Source organism: Microbacterium sp. ZKA21 (genome assembly GCF_050434165.1).
Lineage (GTDB): Bacteria > Actinomycetota > Actinomycetes > Actinomycetales > Microbacteriaceae > Microbacterium.
In genome coordinates this window covers 569,870-591,840 of record NZ_JBNPVV010000001.1, presented here as the reverse complement: position 1 = coordinate 591,840, position 21,971 = coordinate 569,870, and the positions used below count along the sequence as shown (strand labels likewise).

The following is a 21,971-nucleotide window of genomic DNA, read 5'->3' as shown; positions in this document are numbered from 1 at the left end:
AATCCGAAGAATTCTCCCGGCGTTAGGCTGACCCCATGAGCATGGGCGGCGGCGGACACGGTGGGGGCGGCCGAGGCGGCGGGCCAGGCGGCGGAGGCGGATTCCGCGGAGTCGACGAGGCGGCGCAGAAGCGTCTGAATGCGGAGGCACCGCGCATCCGCGGGCTCGGTCAGCGCGTCGTCGGGCTGTTCCGGCCATACCTGTGGCGCATCGCGATCACCGGCATCCTCGTCGTCGTCGGAGCGGCGATCGCGGTGATCCCGCCCCTGATCGTGCAGCGCATCTTCGACGACGCGCTCTTTCCCGTCGACGGATCGCGTCCGGATCTCAGCCTGCTCCTGCGCCTCGTCGGCCTGATGATCGGGTTGTTCCTGCTCTCCGCGGCCCTCGGGGTCGCGCAGACCTGGTTCACCTCGACCGTGGGCAACCGGGTGACCGGCGACCTGCGCGTGAAGCTGTTCGAGCACCTGCAGGAGATGGAGCTCGGTTTCTTCACGCGAACCAAGACCGGCGTCATCCAGTCCCGTCTGCAGAACGATGTGGGCGGCGTCTCCGGCGTTCTCACGAACACGGTCACGAGCATCCTGGGCAATACGGTCACGGTCGTCGCGTCGCTCGTGGCGATGATCCTCATCGACTGGCGGCTCACCCTGATCGCCGTGGTGATCATGCCGTTCCTCATCATCGTGCAGCGCCGCGTCGGACAGGTGCGGGCCCGCATCGCGGGCGAGACGCAGGAGTCGCTCAGCGAGCTGACCAGCATCACGCAGGAGACGCTGAGCGTCTCGGGGATGCTGCTGTCGAAGTCGTTCAACCGACAGCGTGCCGAGTCGGCGCGCTACCAGGCGGAGAACCGCAATCAGGTCGCACTGCAGGTGCGGCGGGCCATGAGCGGTCAGGGCTTCTTCGCCGTCGTCCAGGTGCTGATGGCATCGGTGCCGGCGATCATCTATCTCGTCGCCGGCTACTTCATCGCCGGGGGAGTGGACGCGATCACCGCAGGCACCGTCGTCGCGTTCACGACCGTGCAGGCGCGTCTGCTGATGCCGCTCATGGGCCTCATGCGCGTCGCGCTGGACCTGCAGACCTCGGCTGCACTGTTCGCGCGCATCTTCGAGTACCTCGACCTCGTGCCGGAGATCCAGGATGCTCCGGACGCCATCGAGGTCGCCAGCGCGCCAGGGCCGCGAGGGCGGGTGGAGTTCCGCGACGTCGTCTTCCGGTATCCGGATGCCGCGGCGGATGCGCGACCGACGCTGCAGGGAGTGTCGTTCACCGCCGAGCCCGGTCAGCACGTCGCGTTCGTCGGACCGTCGGGTGCAGGCAAGACGACGGTGCTGTACCTCGCACCGCGGATGTACGAGGCGTCGGCGGGCGAGGTGCTGTTCGCCGGCGCCGACGTGCGCTCGCTCTCGCAGGGATCGATCATCGACGAGATCGGCATCGTCTCGCAGGAGACATATCTGTTCCACGCCACGATCCGCGAGAACCTGCTGTACGCCAAGCCGGATGCGACGGACGACGAGATGATCGCGGCCTGCCGAGCGGCGAACATCGACCACATCGTCAGCGGCTTCGAGGACGGCTATGACACGATCGTCGGCGAACGCGGGTACCGGCTGTCCGGCGGTGAGAAGCAGCGGATCGCGATCGCCCGCGTGCTGTTGAAGGATCCACCGGTGCTGTTGCTCGACGAGGCCACCTCCGCGCTGGACACGGTCTCGGAGCGCGTGGTGCAGGAGGCGCTGGACGAGGCGGCGCGCGGGCGCACGGTGCTGTCGATCGCCCACCGGTTGTCCACGGTCATCGGCGCCGACGTCATCCACGTCCTGGAGGCCGGGCGCATCGTCGAATCGGGCACACACTCCGAACTGCTCGCCGCCGGTGGTCTCTACGCCGAGCTCGCGGCGCAGCAGATCGCGGCATCCCGGATCGTCGGAGCCGAGGAAGCGGCGGAGGCCGGTGCCGCCGTGGGATTCTCCGGCGGACTGATGGCCGCGTTGTCCGATCGGCGGGCGGATCAGGCTCCCGAGGATTCCGCCGGAGAGGATGCCGTGGCTGCTCTCACCGCGCCGGTGCCGCTGCTCGAGGAGACCGCCGCGGAAGAACGGGTCGAGCCGTCGGAGGCGTGACCGATACATCGGAGGTCTTGCGGCAATTCCTTGACCTGAGCTGCTGTTGTGTCCAGAATGGACGCGAATACATCCGATCTTAATGACGCGACGGACGGCAGATGCACATGACCGACAAGCCCTGGACCGATCTGGAACGCGACCTGCCCGAGTGGTTCGGTCGCGCGAAGTTCGGGATCTTCATCCACTGGGGCGCCTATTCGGTGCCGGCGTGGGCCGAGCCGATCGGCGCGCTCGGGGAGGTCGACGACGACACCTGGTTCGCGCACAACCCGTACGCCGAGTGGTACTTCAACACCATCCGCATCGACGGCAGCCCCGCGCAGCGTCATCACCGCGAGACCTACGGCGACGCGCCGTATGATGACTTCCTCGATCAGTGGGGCGCCGAGCGGTTCGACCCGCAGGCGTGGGCGTCGTTGTTCGCCCGTGCGGGGGCGGAGTACGTGGTCCCCACGACCAAGCACCACGACGGGATCACGTTGTGGGACGCGCCGGGCACCGGCACACGGAACACCGTGCACCGCGGTCCGCGTCGCGACCTGGTCGGCGAGATCGCCGACGCCGTGCGGGCGGAGGGACTCCGCTTCGGCGTGTACTACTCCGGCGGGCTGGACTGGTCCGTCACCGACCTTCCGCCGCACCGCACGGGGGAGGAGGTGCACACGCTCCGGTCGAATGCCGCGGACTATCACGCCTACGCGGCCGCTCATGTGCGCGACCTCATCGACCGCTATCACCCCGACGTGCTCTGGAACGACATCGAATGGCCGGATGCCGGCAAGCATCACGGTGAAGGCGGGCTGCACGAGCTGTTCCGCGACTACTTCGCCGATCATCCCGATGGCGTCGTGAACGATCGGTGGGGTAGGACCTACTACGACGTCGCGACCACCGAGTACTCCGCGGGCAGGGAGAACGAGGGCAAGCCCGTCTGGGAGAACAACCGGGGCCTGGGCTGGTCCTTCGGCTACAACAGGCTCGAGTCGCCCAAGGAGACGCTCGATCCGATGCAGCTCGCCAAGCACTGGACGGACGTCGTCTCGAAGGGCGGCCGCCTGCTGCTGAACGTGGGCCCGACGGCCGAGGGCGACATTCCCGAACTGCAACAGCGGACGCTCGAGGGCTTCGGACAGTGGAAGCGCGACGTCGCGGACGCGGCAGCAGTCACCGCGCGCACCGCGCAGGAGGAGCGCGGCGACGACGGGCGATGGCGACGCGACTGGGAGACGCCCACCGAGCGCATCGTCTTCGTCGACGAACCGGGCGAGCACCGGATCGCGCTCCTAGGGATCGACCTCGATGGTGCACGCGTGCTGTCCGGCGACGTGACCGTCGACCGGGCCGGAGATGAGGGCGTGCTGCGCGTCGGCGGCGTGACGCACGGCCCCGCGGCCGTCGCCTTCGCCCGCCGCTGACGTTCCGGAATCCGGACGGCTCCCCACGTGCGGGGCGTGTCGCAGGGTCGACACGCCTCGCGGGCGGCGCACCGTCCGGAATCCGGTACGCGGTGACCGCGGTCAGTGCGCCGACAGGCCGCCGTCCACGAACAGCGAATGCCCGGTGACGTACGCCGATCCGGCACCGGCGAGGAACACGGCGGCGCCGGCGAAGTCCTCCGGCAGGCCGTTGCGGCCGATCATGGTGCGCGCCGCGAGCGCGGCGATCCTCTGCGGATCCTCCTGCAGTCGCGCGTTCAACGGGGTCAGGACGAAGCCGGGAACGAGTGTGTTGCTCGTCACGCCGGTGCCGCCCCACGCCTCGGCTTCCGACCGCATGAGCGATTCGACGGCGCCCTTGGAGACGCCGTAGATCCCGCTGCCCACGAACGCGCGATGCGCCTGCTGCGAGCTGATGTGGATGAGCCGGCCGTAGCCGCGCTCCGCCATCCCCGTCGCAAAGCGCTGACCGAGCAGGAACGGTGCGAGCGCGTTCACGGTCATCGTGGCATCCCAGTCGTCCTCGGTGATCTCGGGATACGACGGGCGGATGTTGATCCCGGCGGAGTTCACCAGGATGTCCGGTTCGCCGAACGGCTCCACCGCGGCATCCGCCAGGGCATGGATGCCCGCGCGGGTGCTGAGATCTCCCGTGACGCCGGCGACCCGGCATCCGGCGTCCTCCAGCTCGCGCACCGTCGCATCGACGCGGTCCCGGCCACGGGCGACGATCACGGTCGCCGCTCCCGCGCGGGCGAGAGCGGTGGCGATGCCGCGTCCGATACCGGAACTGCCGCCGGTCACGATCGCGGTGCGGCCGCTGAGCGAGAAGAGGGAATCGAGGTACGTGTTCATGGGTCTCCTGACACGCGGGCGCGCCGGGACATCACCAGCTGAGCGCGGCCGCGAGAGTGGGGTCGGGGTGGGCGTCGTCGAACTCGGGGAATGACCGCAGCTCGTCCGTGAACGCCGCGACCTCCGCGGCGTATGCGGGGTCGGGGTGGGTGCCGGCGATCTCCTGGAGCGGGGGCACGTCCATCGCGAGGATGAGCTCCAGCCTAGCGGTCACGGCGGCATGCGCCCCGGCATCCTGCAGCACCCGGATGCCGCCGCGCAGGGCCGTCAGATAGTCGCGGAGCACAGGCAGTTGCGCCTTGCCCTGCGTGATCGACGAGCCGTCGGCGCGCAGCCGCCACCGGACGACGACCTCAGGGATCACGTCGAAAGTCCGGGCGGACGTGTACATCCGCTGCGCGACGATCTGGTCCTCGTAGGCGACGTCTTCGGGGAAGCGGAGTTCCGACCACAGATCGGTGCGGCTGATCTTCGACCAGGCCACGATGTTGGCCGATGCCTTGGGATGTTCGAGGATCGTCGTGCCGAGGCGCTCGGGGGAGGTCGCCGCGGCGACCCAGGGCTGCACCCGGCCGGAGACGTAGGCGCCGTCGACGTGCCGCGAACGGACGTAGGCGCCCGCGACGAAGTCGCTGCCGGTGGCCTCCAGCGTGCCGATCAGATGGGCGAGCGCGGTCGGTGTGAGCTCGTCGTCACCATCCAGGAATCCGACGTACTCGGTGTCGACGCGCGCGAGGCCGACGTTGCGCGCGGCTCCCAGCCCGATCGAGCGCTCGTGACGGAGCACGTCGAAGCGCGGATCGGATGCCGCGGCATCCGCGAAGACCCGGCCGGTGGCATCCAGCGACCCGTCATCGATGAGGATCGCACGCCAGCGCTGCTCGGTCTGGGCTCGCAGCGAGTCGAGGGCCGCAGGGGCGAACGCGGCGATGTCGCGACCGGGGACGATGAGCGTGACGATCGGGGCGGGCACGTCCCGAGTCTATGGCCGCGCGGACGAGCGGGGCGCCGCGACCTCGCTCGTCGAGCGCGTCCCCTTCTCGACTCAACGAGCGGGCAGAACCGAGTGCACGGCGTCCGCGACGAGAGCCGCGAGCTGCGCCGGAGCCTCGGCGGGAAGCGGAGTGCGCCCGAACGTGAACCGGACCGAGGTCTGCGCCACCTCCCGGGCGACGCCGCATGCGATGAGAACGTGCGACGGCTCATCGCTGCCGGCCGCGCACGCGGAGCCGCTGGATGAGACGACACCGCGACGCTCCAGTTCGAGCAGCACGGCTTCACCGCTGACTCCGGCAAAGGTGAAGCTCGCGATGCCGGGGAGCCGGGCATCGGCATCCCCGGTGAGGGCGGCCTGGGGGACGCGCGCGAGCACGTCGACGATGAACGCGCGCGTGCGTTCGCCGACCGCGTCCGCCACGGCATCCCGTTCCGCATCGGCGAGCTCGAGCGCGGTCGCCAGCGCCACCGCACCGGCGACGTTCTCCGTGCCGGAGCGGCGCCCGCGTTCCTGCCCTCCACCATGGATCAGGGGCTCCAGCGGGATCCGGCCGCGGACGATCAGCGCGCCGATGCCCTTGGGCGTCCCGAGCTTGTGCCCGGCGATCGAGATCGCGTCGGCTCCGAGTCCCGTCAGTGGCAGCCAGCCTGCCGACTGCACGGCGTCGAGGTGCAGCACGGCACCGGCGGCGTGGACGACATCCGCGAGTTCCGCGACATCCTGGATCGTGCCGATCTCGTTGTTGGCATGTCCGAGCGAGACCAGCGCGGTCTCATCGCGCAGCACGTCGAGGAGTGCAGACGCCGAGATGCGACCCGCGGCATCCACCGGGACCATCGACACGGTCGTTCCGTGGAACCGCTCGAGATACGCGGCGGACTCCAGGATCGACTCGTGCTCGATCGGCGAGACCACCAGATGCCGGCGGCCGGATGCGAGCACGATGCCTTTGAGCGCCAGATTGTTCGCCTCGGTGCCGCCGGAGGTGAAGATCACGTCGCCCGACCGCATCCCGAGCACCCGCGCCACCCGCGCGCGGGCGTCGTCGAGTGCGCTCGCCGCGGCTTCTCCCACCGTGTGATGACTGGAGGGGTTGCCGAACACGCCGGTCAGATACGGGCGCATCGCCTCGAGCACCTCGGGACGGACCGGCGAGGTGGCGGCGTGGTCGAGGTACAGCATCAGCCGATCCGCAGGTCCAGTCCCAGATCGAGCGCGCGCGCCGAGTGCGTGAGCGCGCCGACCGAGATCACGTCGACCCCGGTCTCGGCGATCCCGCGGACGGTGTCGAGATTCACCCCACCGGATGCCTCGGTGGTCGCGCGTTCCCCGATCAGGGCGACTCCGGCACGCAGGTCGTCGAGCGCGAAGTTGTCGAGCAGGACGGTGTCCGCTCCGCCGTCGAGGACGGCCGGGATCTGATCCAGGCGATCCACCTCGACGACGACGTGCGTCGTGTGCGGCAGGCGCGCCAGCGCCTCGCGCAGCGCGGTGGCGAGGTCGGCCCCGGTGCGGGTGAGGACGGCGAGATGATTGTCCTTGGCCATCACGGCATCCGACAGCGAGTAGCGATGGTTGCTGCCGCCACCGGACACCACAGCGTGCCGCTCGAACGCCCGCAGCCCGGGGGTCGTCTTCCGGGTATCGGCGATGCGCACGCCTGTCCCCTCGACGGCGCGCACGTATGCGGCCGTCAGCGTCGCGATGCCGCTCATGCGCTGGACGAAGTTGAGGGCGACGCGTTCGGCTGTGAGGAGGCTCCGCGCCGGGCCGGATGCCGAGGCCAGCACATCGCCCGGTGCGAACGCGTCGCCGTCGCCGACGTGGAGGTCGACCGTGATACCGGAATCGGTCAGGGCGAACGCGGCGGCGAACACGTCACCGCCGCTGAACACGCCGGCCTCTCGTGCGACGAGATCGGCGGCGGCCGTGGCGTCGGCGGGGAGCAGCGCAGTGCTCGTGAGGTCGCCCCACGGAGCGTCCTCCTCGAGGGCGGAAGAGACGACGCGGGTGAGGGTCGCAGCGGTGATCATCGGACTCCGATCAGGGAACGTTCGCGGAAATGCGCGCCGACGGACTCGGTGCGCGAGGCGGCTGCAGATGCCGTGGCCGCCGCGATCAGCAGCAGGTTCGCATCCTCGTGGTCGGTGAGGGATGCCGGGGCGGCGGCCTCGGCCCGCCAGGCGCGGATCGTTGCGATCGCCTCGGCGAGGCCTTCGTCCGTGCGGAGGAGACCGACGCTCTCCCACATGAGCTGCTGGAGCGCCGCGCGGGAGAACTCCGCGCGATCGCCCACCTCGTTCGTCGAGCGAGCGGAGCCAGGCGACACACGGTGACTGCCGATCAGCACCGACCGCGTGTCGACTCGGTCGGCTCCGCCGTCCTCGCTCGACGATCGAGGGGAGCGAGTGGCGGCCGCCGCCGCACGGGCACCGAACACCGCGCCCTCGAGGAGCGAGTTCGAGGCCAGCCGGTTCGCGCCGTGCACGCCGGTGCGGGCGACCTCGCCGGCCGCGAGCAGACCGGGCAGAGTCGAGCGTCCGTCGAGATCGGTGACGATGCCGCCCATCAGATAGTGCGCGGCCGGAGTCACCGGAATCGCCTCCCGCGACCAATCGAATCCCCGTTCCCTGGTGACCCGATCGATCGTCGGGAACCGTTCGGCCAGGCGCCGTGCCCCGAGGGCGGTGGCATCCAGGCGCACCGGACGGCCCTGGCGCGCAGCCCGCCGGGCGATCGCCCTGGCCACCACATCGCGCGGGGCGAGCTCGCCGTCCGGATGCTCGTCGAAGCAGAACCGGTGACCGTCCTCGTCGATCAGCGTCGCGCCTTCGCCGCGCACCGCCTCGGAGATGAGGAACGGCGTTCCGTCCGCCAGGACCGTCGGGTGGAACTGCACGAACTCCAGGTCGGCCACGGCCGCGCCGGCGCGGATGGCCGCGGCGATCCCGTCACCGGTCGCGCCGGCGGGGTTCGTCGTGTGCGCGAACAGCTGGCCGGCGCCGCCGGTGGCGAGGATCACGGCATCCGCCGGTCGGTCGACGAGCGCTCCGCCGACGAGCAGGCGGAGGCCGCCCACCCCGACGTCGCCCTGGAGCAGGTCGACGAGGAAGGCCCCTTCGACGACTTCGATGCCGGCGGCGCGGACGGCTGCGCTCAGCGCCCTGGCGATCTCCGCGCCGGTGGCGTCCCCGCCGGCGTGCACGATCCGGGCAGCGCTGTGCGCCGCCTCGCGCCCGAGCAGCAGCGTGCCGTCGTCCGCACGGTCGAAGGCGACGCCCCTGGCGATCAACTCGGCGATGCGGGCGGCGCCCTCGGAGACCAGCACCTCCACGGCATCCGGATCGCTGAGACCGGCACCGGCGGACAGCGTGTCGTCGGCATGGGCGGCGGGGGAGTCGCCTGCGCCGTACACGCCCGCCACCCCGCCCTGAGCGTGCGGGGTGCAGCCGTCTCCGAGCCGCCCCTTGGTGTAGATCGTCACCGCGTGCCCCGCCTCGTGCGCGTGCAGCGCTGCGGTGAGGCCGGCGATTCCGGAGCCGACGACGGCGATGGTCATCGCGCGCTCGCAACCACCGGTGGCTTCGCCGCCAGCATCCGCTCCAGGGCGACGCGCGCCGGGTCGGCGACGTCGTCCGTCACCCGGATGCGGTTGACCACGCGTCCGGCCACGAGCTCCTCCAGCACCCACGCCAGATACCCGGGGTGGATCCGGTACATGGTCGAGCACGGGCATACGACGGGGTCGAGGCAGAAGATCTCGTGCTGCGGGTACTGCGCCGCGAGGCGGCGCACCAGGTTGATCTCGGTGCCGATCGCGAAGGTCGTGGGCTCCGTGGCGGCATCGATCGCACGACGGATGTAGTCGGTGGAGCCCGCCTGGTCCGCGGCATCGACGACCTCCATCGGGCACTCCGGGTGGACGATCACCCGGACGCCGGGGTGCTCTGCCCTGGCCTGGTCGATCTGCCCGACCGTGAACCGGCGGTGCACGGAGCAGAAGCCGTGCCACAGGATGACCTTCGAGTCCTCGATCTCGGCGGCCGTCGACCCGCCGAGGGCCTTGCGAGGGTTCCACATCGGCATCTGCGACAGCTCGACGCCCATCGCCCTCGCGGTGTTGCGCCCGAGGTGCTGATCGGGGAAGAACAGGACCCGCCGGCCGCGCTCGAACGCCCACTCCAGCACGGTCGCGGCGTTCGAGGACGTGCACACGATGCCGCCGTGCCGCCCGACGAAGCCCTTGATGGCGGCGGAGGAGTTCATGTACGTGACGGGGATCACCGGGACGCGGCCGTCCTCGTCCGCCGCATCGAGATCGCCGAGCACGTCGGCCAGCTGCTCCCAGCACTCCTCGACCTGATCGATGTCGGCCATGTCCGCCATGGAGCATCCGGCCGCGAGGTTCGGCAGGATCACGGCCTGGTCCGGCCCGGAGAGCAGATCGGCCGTCTCCGCCATGAAGTGCACGCCGCAGAACACGATCGCCTCGGCATCCGCTCGGCCCTTCGCCGCCGTGGCGAGCTGGAACGAGTCGCCCACGTAGTCGGCGTGCTGCACGACCTCCTCGCGCTGGTAGAAATGTCCGAGCACGACCACGCGGTCGCCCAGCGTCTGCTTGGCAGCCACGATGCGCGCGTGGAGTTCTTCTTCGCTCGCGTCGCGATAGGCGGCCGGGAGCTCGCCCTGCCGTGGTGCGCCGGTCGGTATGACGTCGCCCATCGAGGAGCCGGGGCCGTATCCCGGCCGGGTGTCGAAGTCCCACGGTCCGAGCGCGAGGTCGGTGCTGCAGGTGGCGTCGACGCTGGAGCCGTCGACGATGGCCTGGATGGCGTGGTCGACGGACGGATCCGTGTTCAGCGCGGAGACGGGGACGAATGCGGTGCTCATCGGGTGCTCATTTCGTCGGGAGCCGGGGTCGGGTTCGGAGTGTGCAGGGTCGGATGCCGGGACCTGGCCGGTCTCAGCGGGAGACGAGCGGGCCGCGGTCGGCGAGCTCGACGTCGGTGTTGTAGCGGTAGAGGCGGGCAGGTCGATGGCTGCCGGTGCGGAACGCATCGGTCGGCACGAGAGTCCCGGTGGCCTCGACCTGGCGGCGGAAGTTGGCCGGATCCAGCCGTCGGCCGAGGATCGTCTCGTACGCCTCCCGGAGATCGGAGAGCGTGAAGGTGGGGGGAAGGAAGCCGTGCGCGACGCGGCTGTAGCCGACCTTGTTGCGCAGTCGCCACAGGGCGTAGTCGACGATCTGGTTGTGGTCGAAGGCGAGCTGCGGCAGCGAGCTCGCATCGAACCACTGCACGTTCTCCGGGGCGTTGCCAGCGGCGATGTGCGCAGCGCTCTGCGCATCGACCTCGTCCTGACGCAGCAGAGCCCAGTAGACGATCGAGACGACGCGGCTGGGGGAGCGGTCCACGTCCCCGAACGCGTAGAGCTGCTCGAGGTAGCTCGGCGCCAGACCTGTCGTCTCGGCGAGCGTGCGCGCGGCGGCCTGTTCCAGACCCTCCTGCGCGACGAGCCATCCGCCGGGAAGCGCCCACTGTCCCTGGTGCGGATCCCTGGTGCGCAGGACGAGCGGCAGCGACAGCACCGGTGCGCCGTCGTCGCCGCGGCGCAGCGTCAGGATCACCGTCGACACCGCCACGCGGATGTCGGCATCCCTGGTTCTGGTCGACATGACTCTAACCTCCGCGAATGATCTTAGTGTCATGGTGACCAGAACATCAAACCGGGCCTGTCACACAACGGAATCGGAAACGTTACATGCCCGTGACCACCGATCTTGTTCGCCCTGGCAGAGTTTGTTAGGTTACTGTCCTAACAAACCCCTCCCGGGGTCTCAAGGATGAGCAGCACCTCCAAGCACTGAAGCATCGAGAGGAAACACAACACATGATCCGCAATGGAAAGCGCCGTGTCGCGATCACGGCGATCGCGGGGGCATCCGTCCTCGCACTCGGCCTCACCGCCTGTTCCGGCGGTGGCGGCGACGAGACCGGCGACGGCGGTGAGACCGACACGACGCTGCGCGTCTGGGCCGGCAGTCAGACGCCGATCGAGGCGAACTTCAACCCGTTCGCTCCCACCGTGCTCCACGGTGCGCTCGGGCCGATCCTCGAGCCGCTGTTCTTCTTCAACAAGACGGCCGACGAGCCCGCGACCGGCATGATCGGCGACACCTACGAGTACAACGAGGACGGCACGGTCATCACCGTGACCATCAAGCCCGACCTGAAGTGGAGCGACGGCGAGCCGCTCACTGCAGAGGACGTGGCCTTCACGTTCACGTACGAGGGCAACAACCCCGAGGGCCAGGGTCTCGTCTCCGCTGACGTGCAGGACGACACGACCGTCGTGCTGACGTACTCCACGCCGCAGTTCACGTCCGAATGGCAGCGCATGGGCGGCACGTGGATCCTCCCGGAGCACGTGTGGAGCGAGGTCGAGGACTTCGCCACCTTCACCAACGAGGAGCCGGTCGGATCCGGCGCCTACGTCGTCGACAGCGTCACGAGCGAGTCGTACGTGCTCGTCGCCAACGAGAACTACCGCGACGCGGACGACCTCGGCGTCGGCACCGTGCAGTACATCGCGGTGGACAACAACCAGGCCGCGCAGGACCTTCTCGCCGCGGGCGAACTCGACTGGGCGGGCATGTTCATCCCGAACCCCGACTCGGTCACGGGCAACGGCAAGATCGACTGGATCAACACCCCGCAGGATCCCACCGTGCTCTACACGTGCGCGAACGCGGACCTGGGCTGCACGGGCGAGCAGACCGATGTCGCGGTGCGCCAGGCGCTGAACGTCGCCATCGACCGGGGCACGATCAAGCAGAAGGCGTTCGTCGACCTGACCGGCGAGATCTCGCCGACCTACGCGCTGCTGCCCCGCGACGAGAAGTGGGTCGCCGACCCCGCCAACGAGGTCAGCCCGCAGAGCCCGGATGCCGCGGGCGCCGGAGCCATCCTCGAAGCTGCCGGCTACACCAAGGATGCCGACGGGATGTACGGCAAGGACGGCACGCCGATCGAGCTCGACCTCATCTCGGTCGACGGCTGGACAGACTACAACGACGCCGCCAAGCTGATCGCCGAGCAGGCGGCCGAGGCCGGCATCACGATCAACGTCGGCACGGTGCAGTGGCAGGAGTTCTCCGACGCGCGCCAGACCGGACAGTACGAGCTGATCGTGGGCGGCATGATCGGCACCTCGGTCGCCGATCCCTTCCAGATCTACCGCGACTGGCTGGGTGGCACGGCCGTGGAGTCGACCAGCCCGGTCGGCGAGGAAGTGCCCGCCGGTCGCTGGAACTTCAGCCGCTACAACAACCCGACGGTGGATGCCGCGATCGCCGCCGCCAACGCGACGAACGACGAGGCCGTGAAGATGGAGCAGTACGCCGCGATCCAGACCGAGATCGTGCGCGACCTGCCGTACATCCCGCTGGTGATCAACGCCACCCAGACCTTCTACAACGCGAAGGACTTCACGGGTTGGCCGACGGAGGAGGACCTGTACGCGTTCCCGCCGTCCTGGGGCTCGGTGTCGGCCGGATTCATCCTGCCGCAGCTGCAGCCGGCCGGCTGATCACCCATTGATGCACGGGAGCAGGAAGTCGAAGTGACATGAAGTACTATGCCCGCCGGATCGGGTTCTACATCATCACGTTGTGGGCCGCGATCTCTCTCAACTTCCTGCTCCCTCGGCTCATGCCGGGGGACCCGGCCGACATCATGATCGCCAAGCTGCAGCGCAGTGGCGGCGAGGTGTCGGAGACGACGGTCCGCAACATCAAGCTGCTCCTGGGGTCGGACGACGCCTCGATGTGGGAGCAGTACATCGGCTACTGGGGCCGGATGCTCCGCGGGGATCTCGGCATCTCCGTCACGAAGTATCCGACCCCGGTCGCCGAGCTCATCGGGCAGGCGCTGCCGTGGACGCTGATCCTCGTCGGAGTCGCGACCGTGATCTCGTTCGTCCTCGGCATCGCCCTGGGCGCTTGGGTCGGCTGGAAGCGGGGCACCTGGGTCGATCACCTCATCCCGGCGACCACGATCCTGCAATCCATCCCGTACTTCTGGCTCGCCCTGGTCCTGGTCGCCGTATTCGCCGTCGGCCTCGGCTGGTTCCCGATCATCGGCGGGTACAGCGTGTTCGACTTCCCGAAGGGCCCGGAGTGGAGCTGGGCGTTCTTCGCGGATGCCGTGCACCACGCGGTTCTTCCGGCAGTGACCATCGTGATCAGCTCGGTCGGCGGCTGGCTGTTCGGGATGCGCAACATGATGGTGTCCACCCTCGCCGAGGACTACGTCACCACCGCAGAGGCCAAGGGGCTGAAGCCGCGACGCATCCTCACCATGTACGCGTCGCGCAACGCCGCCATCCCGTCGATCGCCGGGTTCGCGATCACCCTCGGGTTCGTCGTCGCCGGCTCCATCGTCATGGAGCAGGTGTTCACCTACCCGGGCATCGGGAAGCTCATGTTCCAGGCTGTGCAGAACAGCGACTACGCGCTCATGCAGGGGGTCTTCCTCGTGATCACCCTCACCGTGCTCGCGGCCAACTTCATCATGGACCTCGTCTACGGCTACATCGACCCGAGGGCACGCCACAATGTCTGACACCATCACGAAGCCCGCATCCACTCCGCCGGACACCGTCGCGCTCGTCACGCAGAAGCGCACCGGAGGCGGCTGGCGCGCCATGATGCCGACGATGTCGGCCAAACTCGTCACCGGCCTCGTCATCGTGATCGCGATCGTGCTGTTCGGGATCATCGGACCGCTGGTCACGCAGAACCCGCGCTACTCGGGCAACGACGCGCTGCAGCCGCCGAGCGCGGAGCACCTGCTGGGCACGACCAAGCTCGGCTACGACGTCTTCGCTCAGCTCGCGCACGGCACCCAGGGGTCGCTCCTGGTCGGGATCGTCGCGGGGCTCATCGCGATCATCCTGTCGCTGCTGTTCGGCGTGCTCGCCGGGTACGTCGGGGGATGGCGCGACGAGAGCCTGTCGCTCGTGACCAACATCGCGCTCGTCATCCCCGGCCTGCCGCTCGCGATGGTGATCGCCACCTACTTCAGCTCGCGCAGCTGGTTGCTCGTCGCCTTCGTCCTCGGGATCACCTCGTGGGCCGGTGCGGCGGTCGTCCTGCGGACGCAGGCACGGTCGCTGCGCAGCCGCGATTACGTGTACGCGGCGAAGGTCGCCGGCGAGAAGTCGTTCCGGGTGATCCTCGTCGAGATCCTGCCGAACCTGCTGCCGCTGCTGGCGGCGCAGTTCCTGTTCGCGATCATCTTCGCCATCCTCGGCGAAGCAGGGCTCTCCTACCTCGGGCTCGGCGCGACGGACTCGATCACGTGGGGCACCATCCTCAACGACGCGCAATCCGGGCAGGCGCTGGGAACCGGCGCCTGGTGGTGGTTCATCCCGCCTGGAGTCCTGATCGCACTGCTCGGCTGCGGCCTCTCGCTGATCAACTTCTCCATCGACGAGATCATCAACCCGAAGCTGCGGGTCGCACCCGAGGCCGCGCGCCGCGTGCGCAAGGCAGCGAAGCAGAAGGGAATGGGCGCATGACCGCCCCCGAAGCCGTGCTCACCGCCCGTGGCGTATCGATCGAGTACGAGGTGGACCCGCCGGTCAAGGCGGTCCGCGACGTGTCGCTCACGCTGCACCGCGGCGAGATCCTCGGTCTGGCCGGAGAGTCCGGGTGCGGGAAGACCACGCTCGCGTACGGACTGAACCGCCTGCTCAAGGCCCCGGCGCTGATGACGAGCGGCGAGATCGTCTTCCACGACCGCGACGGCCACGACATCGACATCGTCGCCCTCCAGGACGACGGCCTGCGGGCTTTCCGTTGGGACAAGATCTCGATGGTGTTCCAGGGCGCGATGAACTCGCTGAACCCCGTGCTCAGCGTGAAGGCGCAGATCTTCGACGTCTTCGATACGCATCGCCCTGGGATGAGCCGGAAGGCGAAGACCGCGCGCGCCGAGGAGCTGCTCGGTCTCGTCGGCGTCGACCCCGCGCGTCTCACGAGCTTCCCGCACGAGCTCTCCGGCGGCATGCGCCAGCGCGTGATGATCGCGATGGCGCTCGCCCTGGACCCGCAGGTGATGATCATGGATGAGCCCACGACGGCGCTGGACGTGGTCGTGCAGCGCGGCATCATCCGCGAGATCATGCGCCTGCGCGAGCGGCTCGGCTTCGCCGTGATCTTCATCACGCACGATCTGCCGATGCTCATCGAGATCAGCGACCGGATCGCGGTCATGCTCCAGGGCGAGATCGTCGAGCAGGGGACGGCGGAGGAGATCTACCGCACGCCGCAGCACGAGTACACCAAGAAGCTGCTCTCCAGCTTCCCGAGTCTGAAGGGCGAGCGCGGCGGTTTCGTGCGCAGCGGCGCAGGGACTACGGCATCCGTCACGGCATCCGCGAAGGAGGACGCACGATGAGCACCCTCGAGGCACGACACCTGATCAAGGACTTCCGGCTCCGGTCCGGGTTCAAGACGACCACTCTGCACGCGGTGAAGGACGTGTCCTTCACGCTGGAAGCGGGCAAGACGATCGCGCTCGTGGGCGAATCGGGCAGCGGCAAGTCGACGATCGCCCGCATGCTGATGAAGCTCGAGACGCCGACATCGGGGGAGATCCTGCTCGACGGCGCGCCCAGCGGCACGCACGGCGGTGCACTGGCGCGCTACCGGTCGGATGTGCAGATGGTGTTCCAGGACCCGTTCGCGTCGCTGAACCCGTTCCACACGATCATCCATCACCTGGACCGCCCGCTGCGCATCCATCATCCGAAGCTGTCGTCCGCCGAGGTGCGGGCGCAGGCCCTCGATCTGCTGGAGCGCGTCCGGCTGTCTCCGGCCGAGAGCTTCGCGGAGCGGCGTCCGCATGAGCTCTCCGGCGGACAGCGCCAGCGCATCGCGATCGCCCGCGCTCTGGCACCAGGCGCCCGCTTCATCGTCGCCGATGAGCCGGTGTCGATGCTCGACGTCTCGATCCGCCTCGGCGTCCTGAATCTCCTCGCCGACCTGCAGCGCGAGGAGAATCTCGGGGTGCTCTACATCACGCACGACCTGGCGACGGCGCGGCACTTCAGCGACGAGATCCTCGTGATGTACCGCGGCGACATCGTCGAGCGCGGGCCAGCGGATGAGGTGATCCTCAACCCGCAGCACGACTACACCAAGACGCTGCTGGGTGCGGCGCCGGACCCCGAGAACATGGGGCGGCTGCGGGACGAGGTGCGCGCGGAGCTCGCGGCGAGGCCGTAAGCTGGTCGCACAACTGAAGACGGCCCCACGACCCGTGCGGGAGAGCCCCGGTGAAAGCGACCGGGCACCGAAGGAGCAAGCCTCCCCGCCAATCTCTCAGGTACCGCGTACCGCGCCGGTCGGGCCACTCTGAAAAGCGATGCGTCCGCATCCGCCGACGGTGAAAGCCCCGCGAGGGTGAAACTCTCAGGCCGATGACAGAGGGGGAGTTCTCGGATACCGTGCAATCAGTACGGCATCCTTCCGATCCTTCCGGGAGAACTCCATGACCCAAACTCGGTACACCCCGCTGCGTGCGCGACACGAGTCGCTCGGCGCATCGTTCACCGATTTCGGCGGCTGGCAGATGCCGGTGCGCTACACCTCCGATCTCGCCGAGCACCACGCGGTCCGCAAGACCGCCGGTCTCTTCGACATCTCGCACATGGCCGAGTTCCTCGTCGAAGGAGCGGATGCCGCGGCCTATCTCGACTACGCCCTCGCCGGGCGGATCTCGACCATGAGCATCGGCAAGGCCAAGTACTCCCTGGTGCTGGAACCGGCCGGCGGCATCGTCGACGACATCATCGTCTACCGCCTCGCCGAGGACCGCTTCCTCATCATCTCCAACGCCGGGAACCGGGATGCCGTGGCCGACGCGCTCCCTCAGCGCACCGGAGCGTTCGACGTCGCGGTCGCCGATGTTTCCGACGACTACGCGCTCCTCGCAGTGCAGGGCCCGGCCGCCGAGGCGATCGTCGCCGCGACCGCCGGCATCGACGAGGTCTCGATCCCGTGGGCCGAGCAGAAGTACTACGCCTGGGCGTCCGCGTTCTACAACGGTGCGCCGCTGCTGATCGCGCGCACCGGCTACACCGGCGAGGACGGCTTCGAGCTTCTCGTCCGAGCAGCGGACGCGACCGCGCTGTGGGACGCCGTCCTGGCCGCGGGCGAGTCGCACGGACTGGTCCCGGCGGGGCTCGCAGCCCGTGACACGCTGCGCCTCGAGGCCGGCATGCCGTTGTACGGCCACGAGCTGTCGCTCGACACGAAGCCCGCCCAGGCCGGACTCGGCCGTGTCGTCGCCGTCGACAAGGATGCGTTCGTCGGCAAGGACTTGGTCGCCGCGGCATCCGATGCCCGGGTGCTCACCGGCCTCGCGGCCGAGGGCAAGCGCGCAGGTCGCGCGGGATACGCCGTGGTCACCGAGGACGGCGCCGTCGTCGGGGAGATCACGAGCGGCGCGCTCAGCCCGACGCTCGGCCATCCGATCGCGATGGCCTACATCGACCCCGCGGCGGTCGCCGCCGACCTGTTCCTGGACGTGCGGGGGACGAAGATTCCCGCCGTCGTGACCGATCTGCCTTTCTACCGGAGGACGAAATGACCGACCTGAACACCCTGAAGTACAGCGACGAGCACGAGTGGGTCGCCCTGACGGGCGACGTCGCGACCGTCGGCATCACCGACTTCGCGGCGGACGCGCTGGGCGACATCGTCTTCGTGGAGCTGCCAGCCGTGGGCACCGAGATCAGCCGCGGTGACGTGTTCGGCGAGGCCGAGTCGACCAAGTCGGTCTCGGAGCTCTACGCGCCGGTCGCCGGCACGGTCGCCGAGGTCAACCAGGCCGTCGTCGACGACCCCGCGCTGCTGAACTCCTCGCCGTTCGAGGACGCGTGGCTGATCAAGGTGACCGTCGCGGACGGCGCGACCGACGGCCTGCTCGACCGCGACGCGTACGTCGCTCTGACGCAGGGCTGATCGCGCAGTGGTCTCCTTCGCCGACCGTCACATCGGGACGACCTCCGAGACGCAGCGGCTCATGCTCGACGCGCTCGGCATCACGGATGCCGAGGCTCCCGTCGAGCAGCTGATGCGCCAGGCCGTTCCCGCGTCCATCTATACCGCTCCGGGCGACACCGCGATCCCGGCCGCGGCCAGCGAAGCCGAGGCGCTCGCTGAGCTGCGTGCGCTCGCCGCCCGCAACACCGTGAACACGCCGATGATCGGGCTCGGATACTACGGGACGATCACCCCGAGCGTGATCCAGCGCAACGTCCTGGAGAATCCGTCCTGGTACACCGCGTACACGCCGTATCAGCCCGAGATCTCGCAGGGACGCCTCGAGGCGCTGATCAACTTCCAGACGATGGTCTCGGATCTCACCGGCCTGTCGACCGCCAACGCGTCCATGCTGGACGAGTCGACGGCCGTGGCCGAGGGCATGCTCCTGGCGCGGCGCGCGTCGAAGGTCGCCTCGCACGTGTTCGTCGTCGACTCCGGCGCGTTCCCGCAGACCAAGGCCCTGCTGGCCACCCGAGCGGATGCCGTCGGCATCGAGCTCGTCGAGCGCGATCTCGCCGCGGGCGAGGCGCTGCCTGACGAGCTGTTCGGCGTGTTCGTGCAGTACCCCGCGGCATCCGGGCTCGTGTGGGACCCGTCGGCGGTCATCGACGCGGCGCATGTCGCCGGCGGCCTCGCGATCGTCGCCGCGGACCTCCTGGCGCTCACGCTGATCGCCTCGCCCGGCTCGCTCGGCGCGGACGTCGCGGTGGGCACGACGCAGCGCTTCGGCGTTCCGATGGGCTTCGGCGGTCCGCACGCCGGCTACATGGCGGTGCGGCAGGGGCTGGAGCGTCAGCTCCCCGGCCGTCTCGTCGGGGTATCGGTGGATGCCGACGGCAAGCCGGCCTACCGGCTGTCGCTGCAGACGCGCGAGCAGCACATCCGGCGTGAGAAGGCGACGAGCAACATCTGCACCGCGCAGGTTCTGCTCGCCGTCATGGCCGCGATGTACGCGGTCTATCACGGCCCTGACGGGCTGCGCGCGATCGCCGCGGAGACTGCCGGCAAGGCGACGCTGCTGCGCGATTGGCTCGTGGAGGCCTGCGTCGAGATCGCCTTCGACGCGTTCTTCGACACGCTCTCGGTGCGCGTGCCCGGCCGCGCGGCCGAGTACGCCGAGCAGGCGCATCACGGCTACGGCATCCTGTTCCACGTCGCGGATGCCGACACGATCGGCATCTCGGTCGACGAGACCACGACCGTCGGCGAGCTGCACCAGATCGCGATGGTGTTCGGCGGCAAGCAGGAGCGGGCCTTCGGACTCGTCGGCGGCGCGAACGCCCTCCCGGAAGCACTCCTGCGCCAGGACGAGTACTTGACGCATCCGGTCTTCCATGTGCACCGCTCGGAGACTGCCATGATGCGGTATCTGAAGAGCCTCGCCGACCGCGACTATGCGCTCGACCGCGGCATGATCCCGTTGGGCTCCTGCACGATGAAGCTGAACGCGGCGACCGAGATGGCGGCGATCACCTGGCCCGAGTTCGCGGGCATCCACCCGTTCGCCCCGGCATCCGACGTCGCAGGCTACCTGGAGCTCATCGACCAGCTCGAGGGCTGGCTCGCCGAGGTCACCGGCTACGACGCGGTCTCGCTGCAGCCGAACGCCGGTTCGCAGGGCGAACTCGCGGGGCTCCTGGCGATCCGCGGCTACCACCTGGCGAACGGCGACGATCACCGCACGGTGTGCCTCATCCCGTCGTCCGCGCACGGCACAAACGCGGCGTCCGCGGTCCTGGCGGGTATGAAGGTCGTCGTGGTGGCCTGCGACGAGCTCGGCAACGTCGACCTGGACGACCTGCGCGCCAAGATCGAGGCGAACAAGGACGAGCTCTCGGCCCTCATGATCACCTACCCGTCCACGCACGGCGTGTACGAGCAGCAGGTGGTCGAGATCACCTCTGCGGTGCACGATGCGGGCGGACAGGTGTACGTCGACGGTGCGAACCTCAACGCGCTTCTGGGCTACGCCCGCTTCGGCGATCTCGGCGGCGACGTCTCGCACCTGAACCTGCACAAGACGTTCGCGATCCCGCACGGCGGCGGCGGACCGGGCGTGGGTCCGGTGGCGGCCAAGGCGCATCTCGCCCCGTTCCTGCCGTCGCACCCGCTCGCGCAGAAGGCGGAGCATGCCGGTGGGTTCGTCTTCGAGGGCGGCGTCGTATCGGCGGCCCCGTACGGCTCGGCCGGCATCCTGCCGATCTCGTGGGCGTACGTGCGGATGATGGGTGCGGCAGGGCTGCGGGACGCGACGGCGGCAGCCGTGCTGTCGGCGAACTACATCGCCGAGCGCCTGCGCGAGCACTACCCGGTGCTGTACACCGGCGAGAACGGTCGTGTGGCGCACGAGTGCATCCTCGACCTCCGCCCCCTCAAGGAGGCCACCGGCATCACGGTCGACGACGTCGCCAAGCGCCTGATCGACTACGGCTTCCACGCGCCGACCATGTCGTTCCCGGTGCCGGGGACGCTGATGGTCGAGCCGACCGAGTCCGAGGACCTCGGCGAGATCGAGCGGTTCATCGAGGCCATGATCCTGATCAAGGCCGAAGCGGATGCCGTGGCCAGCGGACGTTGGGAAGCCGGCGACAACCCGCTCGTGAACGCCCCGCACACCGCGGTGTCGCTGATCGCGGGGGAGTGGAACCACCCGTACACCCGTGAGGAGGCCGCGTACCCCGTGCACGCGCTCGTCGCCGGGAAGTACTGGCCCCCGGTCCGCCGCATCGACCAGGCGTACGGCGACCGCAACCTCGTGTGCGCGTGCCCGCCGATCGAGGCGTTCGCGTAGACCGCACGCGGCGCGCTCATCCGTGAGCGCGCCGCGTCAGTCGCGGAAGTCGGGGGGCGCGATCGCGATCAACGCGTCGGCCAATTCCTCCGCTGTGCGTTCCGCGCCGTCCGCCAGCCACCAGGAGATGGCGGCGAGGGTGCCGGCGGCGATGTAGCGCGCCGTCACCTCCGGGTCGGCGGCGAGCGTCTCCCTGGTGCGCAGAGTGACGAGGACGGATTCGGTGAGCCCCGCGGCGAACCCTTCGGCGAAGGCCGGATCAGAGACGAGCAGGACCCCGTATGTGGTGCGGTGGTCCGCGACGAAACGGACGATGTCCAGCAGCACCTGTCGGTTGACGACCGTCTTCGATGCGCCGTCGAGGATGGCGCTGCGGGCATCCGCGATGACCGATTCGCTGAAGTCGCTGAGCGCGGTCGCGGCGAGGTCGCCGATGCCGGAGAAGTGCGCATAGAAGGACGACCGCGTCGTCCCGGCCTCTCGGACGATCGTCGCGACGCCGGCCGTGCGGATCTCGTCCGCATCCACGAGCCGACGGAAGGCGTCGATCAACCTGCGTCGGGTCTTGAGCACTCGCCGGTCGCTGCTGCCCACGCGGCGCGTCCGCAGGGAGTCCTGTTTGGATTCGGCGTCGATCATCTCC

The 21,971-nt window shown here is 69.2% G+C and carries 18 protein-coding genes and 2 riboswitches; of the genes, 10 read left to right on the top strand and 8 right to left on the bottom strand.

Translation table 11 applies throughout. The features are described 5' to 3' along the window. The first annotated feature begins 41 nt into the window (after positions 1–41). Together M2317_RS02910 and M2317_RS02905 are read left to right on the top strand one after the other, a co-directional pair. Positions 42–2,132, top strand: a complete 2,091-nt coding sequence (locus M2317_RS02910; protein ID WP_429457648.1) for an ABC transporter ATP-binding protein — start codon at positions 42–44, stop codon at positions 2,130–2,132. 107 nt (positions 2,133–2,239) lie between these two features. Then, positions 2,240–3,550: an alpha-L-fucosidase gene (locus tag M2317_RS02905; protein ID WP_429457140.1), complete on the top strand. Its 1,311-nt coding sequence runs from the start codon at positions 2,240–2,242 to the stop codon at positions 3,548–3,550. Positions 3,551–3,652: 102 nt separating this feature from the next. On the opposite strand, the gene M2317_RS02900 is transcribed toward M2317_RS02905, so the two are convergent. The 7 genes from M2317_RS02900 to M2317_RS02870 all read right to left on the bottom strand — a co-directional run bounded on the left by M2317_RS02900 (position 3,653) and on the right by M2317_RS02870 (position 11,097). Further along, on the bottom strand, positions 3,653–4,426 hold the full coding sequence (locus tag M2317_RS02900; protein ID WP_429457138.1) for an SDR family NAD(P)-dependent oxidoreductase: 774 nt from the start codon (positions 4,424–4,426) through the stop codon (positions 3,653–3,655). Positions 4,427–4,457: 31 nt separating this feature from the next. Beyond that, positions 4,458–5,399, bottom strand: a complete 942-nt coding sequence (locus tag M2317_RS02895) for a glycosyltransferase family 2 protein (RefSeq protein ID WP_429457136.1) — start codon at positions 5,397–5,399, stop codon at positions 4,458–4,460. Between the two features lie 72 nt (positions 5,400–5,471). After that, entirely contained in the window at positions 5,472–6,605 is a 1,134-nt protein-coding gene (locus M2317_RS02890) for a cysteine desulfurase family protein (RefSeq protein WP_429457135.1), read from the bottom strand. Then, positions 6,605–7,456, bottom strand: a complete 852-nt coding sequence (gene nadC / locus M2317_RS02885) for a carboxylating nicotinate-nucleotide diphosphorylase (protein WP_429457133.1) — start codon at positions 7,454–7,456, stop codon at positions 6,605–6,607. The genes M2317_RS02890 and nadC overlap by 1 nt, the downstream gene beginning before the upstream one ends. Further along, complete coding sequence (gene nadB / locus M2317_RS02880) at positions 7,453–8,982, bottom strand: L-aspartate oxidase (RefSeq protein ID WP_429457131.1); 1,530 nt, start codon at positions 8,980–8,982, stop codon at positions 7,453–7,455. Before nadB ends, nadC begins: the two co-directional genes overlap by 4 nt. Continuing rightward, entirely contained in the window at positions 8,979–10,313 is a 1,335-nt protein-coding gene (gene nadA, locus M2317_RS02875; protein WP_429457130.1) for a quinolinate synthase NadA, read from the bottom strand. The genes nadB and nadA overlap by 4 nt, the downstream gene beginning before the upstream one ends. A 73-nt stretch (positions 10,314–10,386) precedes the next feature. Further along, the gene (locus tag M2317_RS02870; RefSeq protein ID WP_429457128.1) at positions 10,387–11,097 is read right to left on the bottom strand and encodes an NUDIX hydrolase; all 711 of its coding nucleotides are present in this window, start codon (positions 11,095–11,097) and stop codon (positions 10,387–10,389) included. Positions 11,098–11,312: 215 nt separating this feature from the next. Here M2317_RS02870 and M2317_RS02865 point away from each other — a divergent pair, with 215 nt between their 5' ends. The 8 genes from M2317_RS02865 to gcvP all read left to right on the top strand — a co-directional run bounded on the left by M2317_RS02865 (position 11,313) and on the right by gcvP (position 21,328). Further along, on the top strand, positions 11,313–13,010 hold the full coding sequence (locus M2317_RS02865) for an ABC transporter substrate-binding protein (RefSeq protein WP_429457126.1): 1,698 nt from the start codon (positions 11,313–11,315) through the stop codon (positions 13,008–13,010). Between the two features lie 38 nt (positions 13,011–13,048). Then, positions 13,049–14,044 (top strand): ABC transporter permease, encoded by a 996-nt coding sequence (locus M2317_RS02860; RefSeq protein WP_429457124.1) that lies wholly within the window; start codon positions 13,049–13,051, stop codon positions 14,042–14,044. After that, positions 14,037–15,002, top strand: a complete 966-nt coding sequence (locus M2317_RS02855) for an ABC transporter permease (RefSeq protein WP_429457122.1) — start codon at positions 14,037–14,039, stop codon at positions 15,000–15,002. Before M2317_RS02860 ends, M2317_RS02855 begins: the two co-directional genes overlap by 8 nt. Then, complete coding sequence (locus M2317_RS02850; RefSeq protein ID WP_429457120.1) at positions 14,999–15,883, top strand: ABC transporter ATP-binding protein; 885 nt, start codon at positions 14,999–15,001, stop codon at positions 15,881–15,883. The genes M2317_RS02855 and M2317_RS02850 overlap by 4 nt, the downstream gene beginning before the upstream one ends. Then, on the top strand, positions 15,880–16,713 hold the full coding sequence (locus M2317_RS02845; protein ID WP_429457118.1) for an ABC transporter ATP-binding protein: 834 nt from the start codon (positions 15,880–15,882) through the stop codon (positions 16,711–16,713). The genes M2317_RS02850 and M2317_RS02845 overlap by 4 nt, the downstream gene beginning before the upstream one ends. 27 nt (positions 16,714–16,740) lie before the next feature. Next, positions 16,741–16,836: riboswitch (glycine riboswitch) on the top strand. Beyond that, a riboswitch (glycine riboswitch) is annotated at positions 16,837–16,924 on the top strand. It abuts the riboswitch before it with no gap. 54 nt (positions 16,925–16,978) lie between these two features. Continuing rightward, entirely contained in the window at positions 16,979–18,079 is a 1,101-nt protein-coding gene (gene gcvT, locus M2317_RS02840) for a glycine cleavage system aminomethyltransferase GcvT (RefSeq protein ID WP_429457116.1), read from the top strand. Further along, entirely contained in the window at positions 18,076–18,453 is a 378-nt protein-coding gene (gcvH, locus tag M2317_RS02835) for a glycine cleavage system protein GcvH (RefSeq protein WP_429457114.1), read from the top strand. The genes gcvT and gcvH overlap by 4 nt, the downstream gene beginning before the upstream one ends. 61 nt (positions 18,454–18,514) lie before the next feature. Further along, positions 18,515–21,328: an aminomethyl-transferring glycine dehydrogenase gene (gene gcvP, locus M2317_RS02830; protein WP_429457647.1), complete on the top strand. Its 2,814-nt coding sequence runs from the start codon at positions 18,515–18,517 to the stop codon at positions 21,326–21,328. Positions 21,329–21,364: 36 nt separating this feature from the next. On the opposite strand, the gene M2317_RS02825 is transcribed toward gcvP, so the two are convergent. Further along, positions 21,365–21,967, bottom strand: coding sequence for a TetR/AcrR family transcriptional regulator (locus M2317_RS02825; RefSeq protein ID WP_429457112.1), 603 nt, complete (start codon positions 21,965–21,967; stop codon positions 21,365–21,367). Positions 21,968–21,971 lie beyond the last annotated feature (4 nt).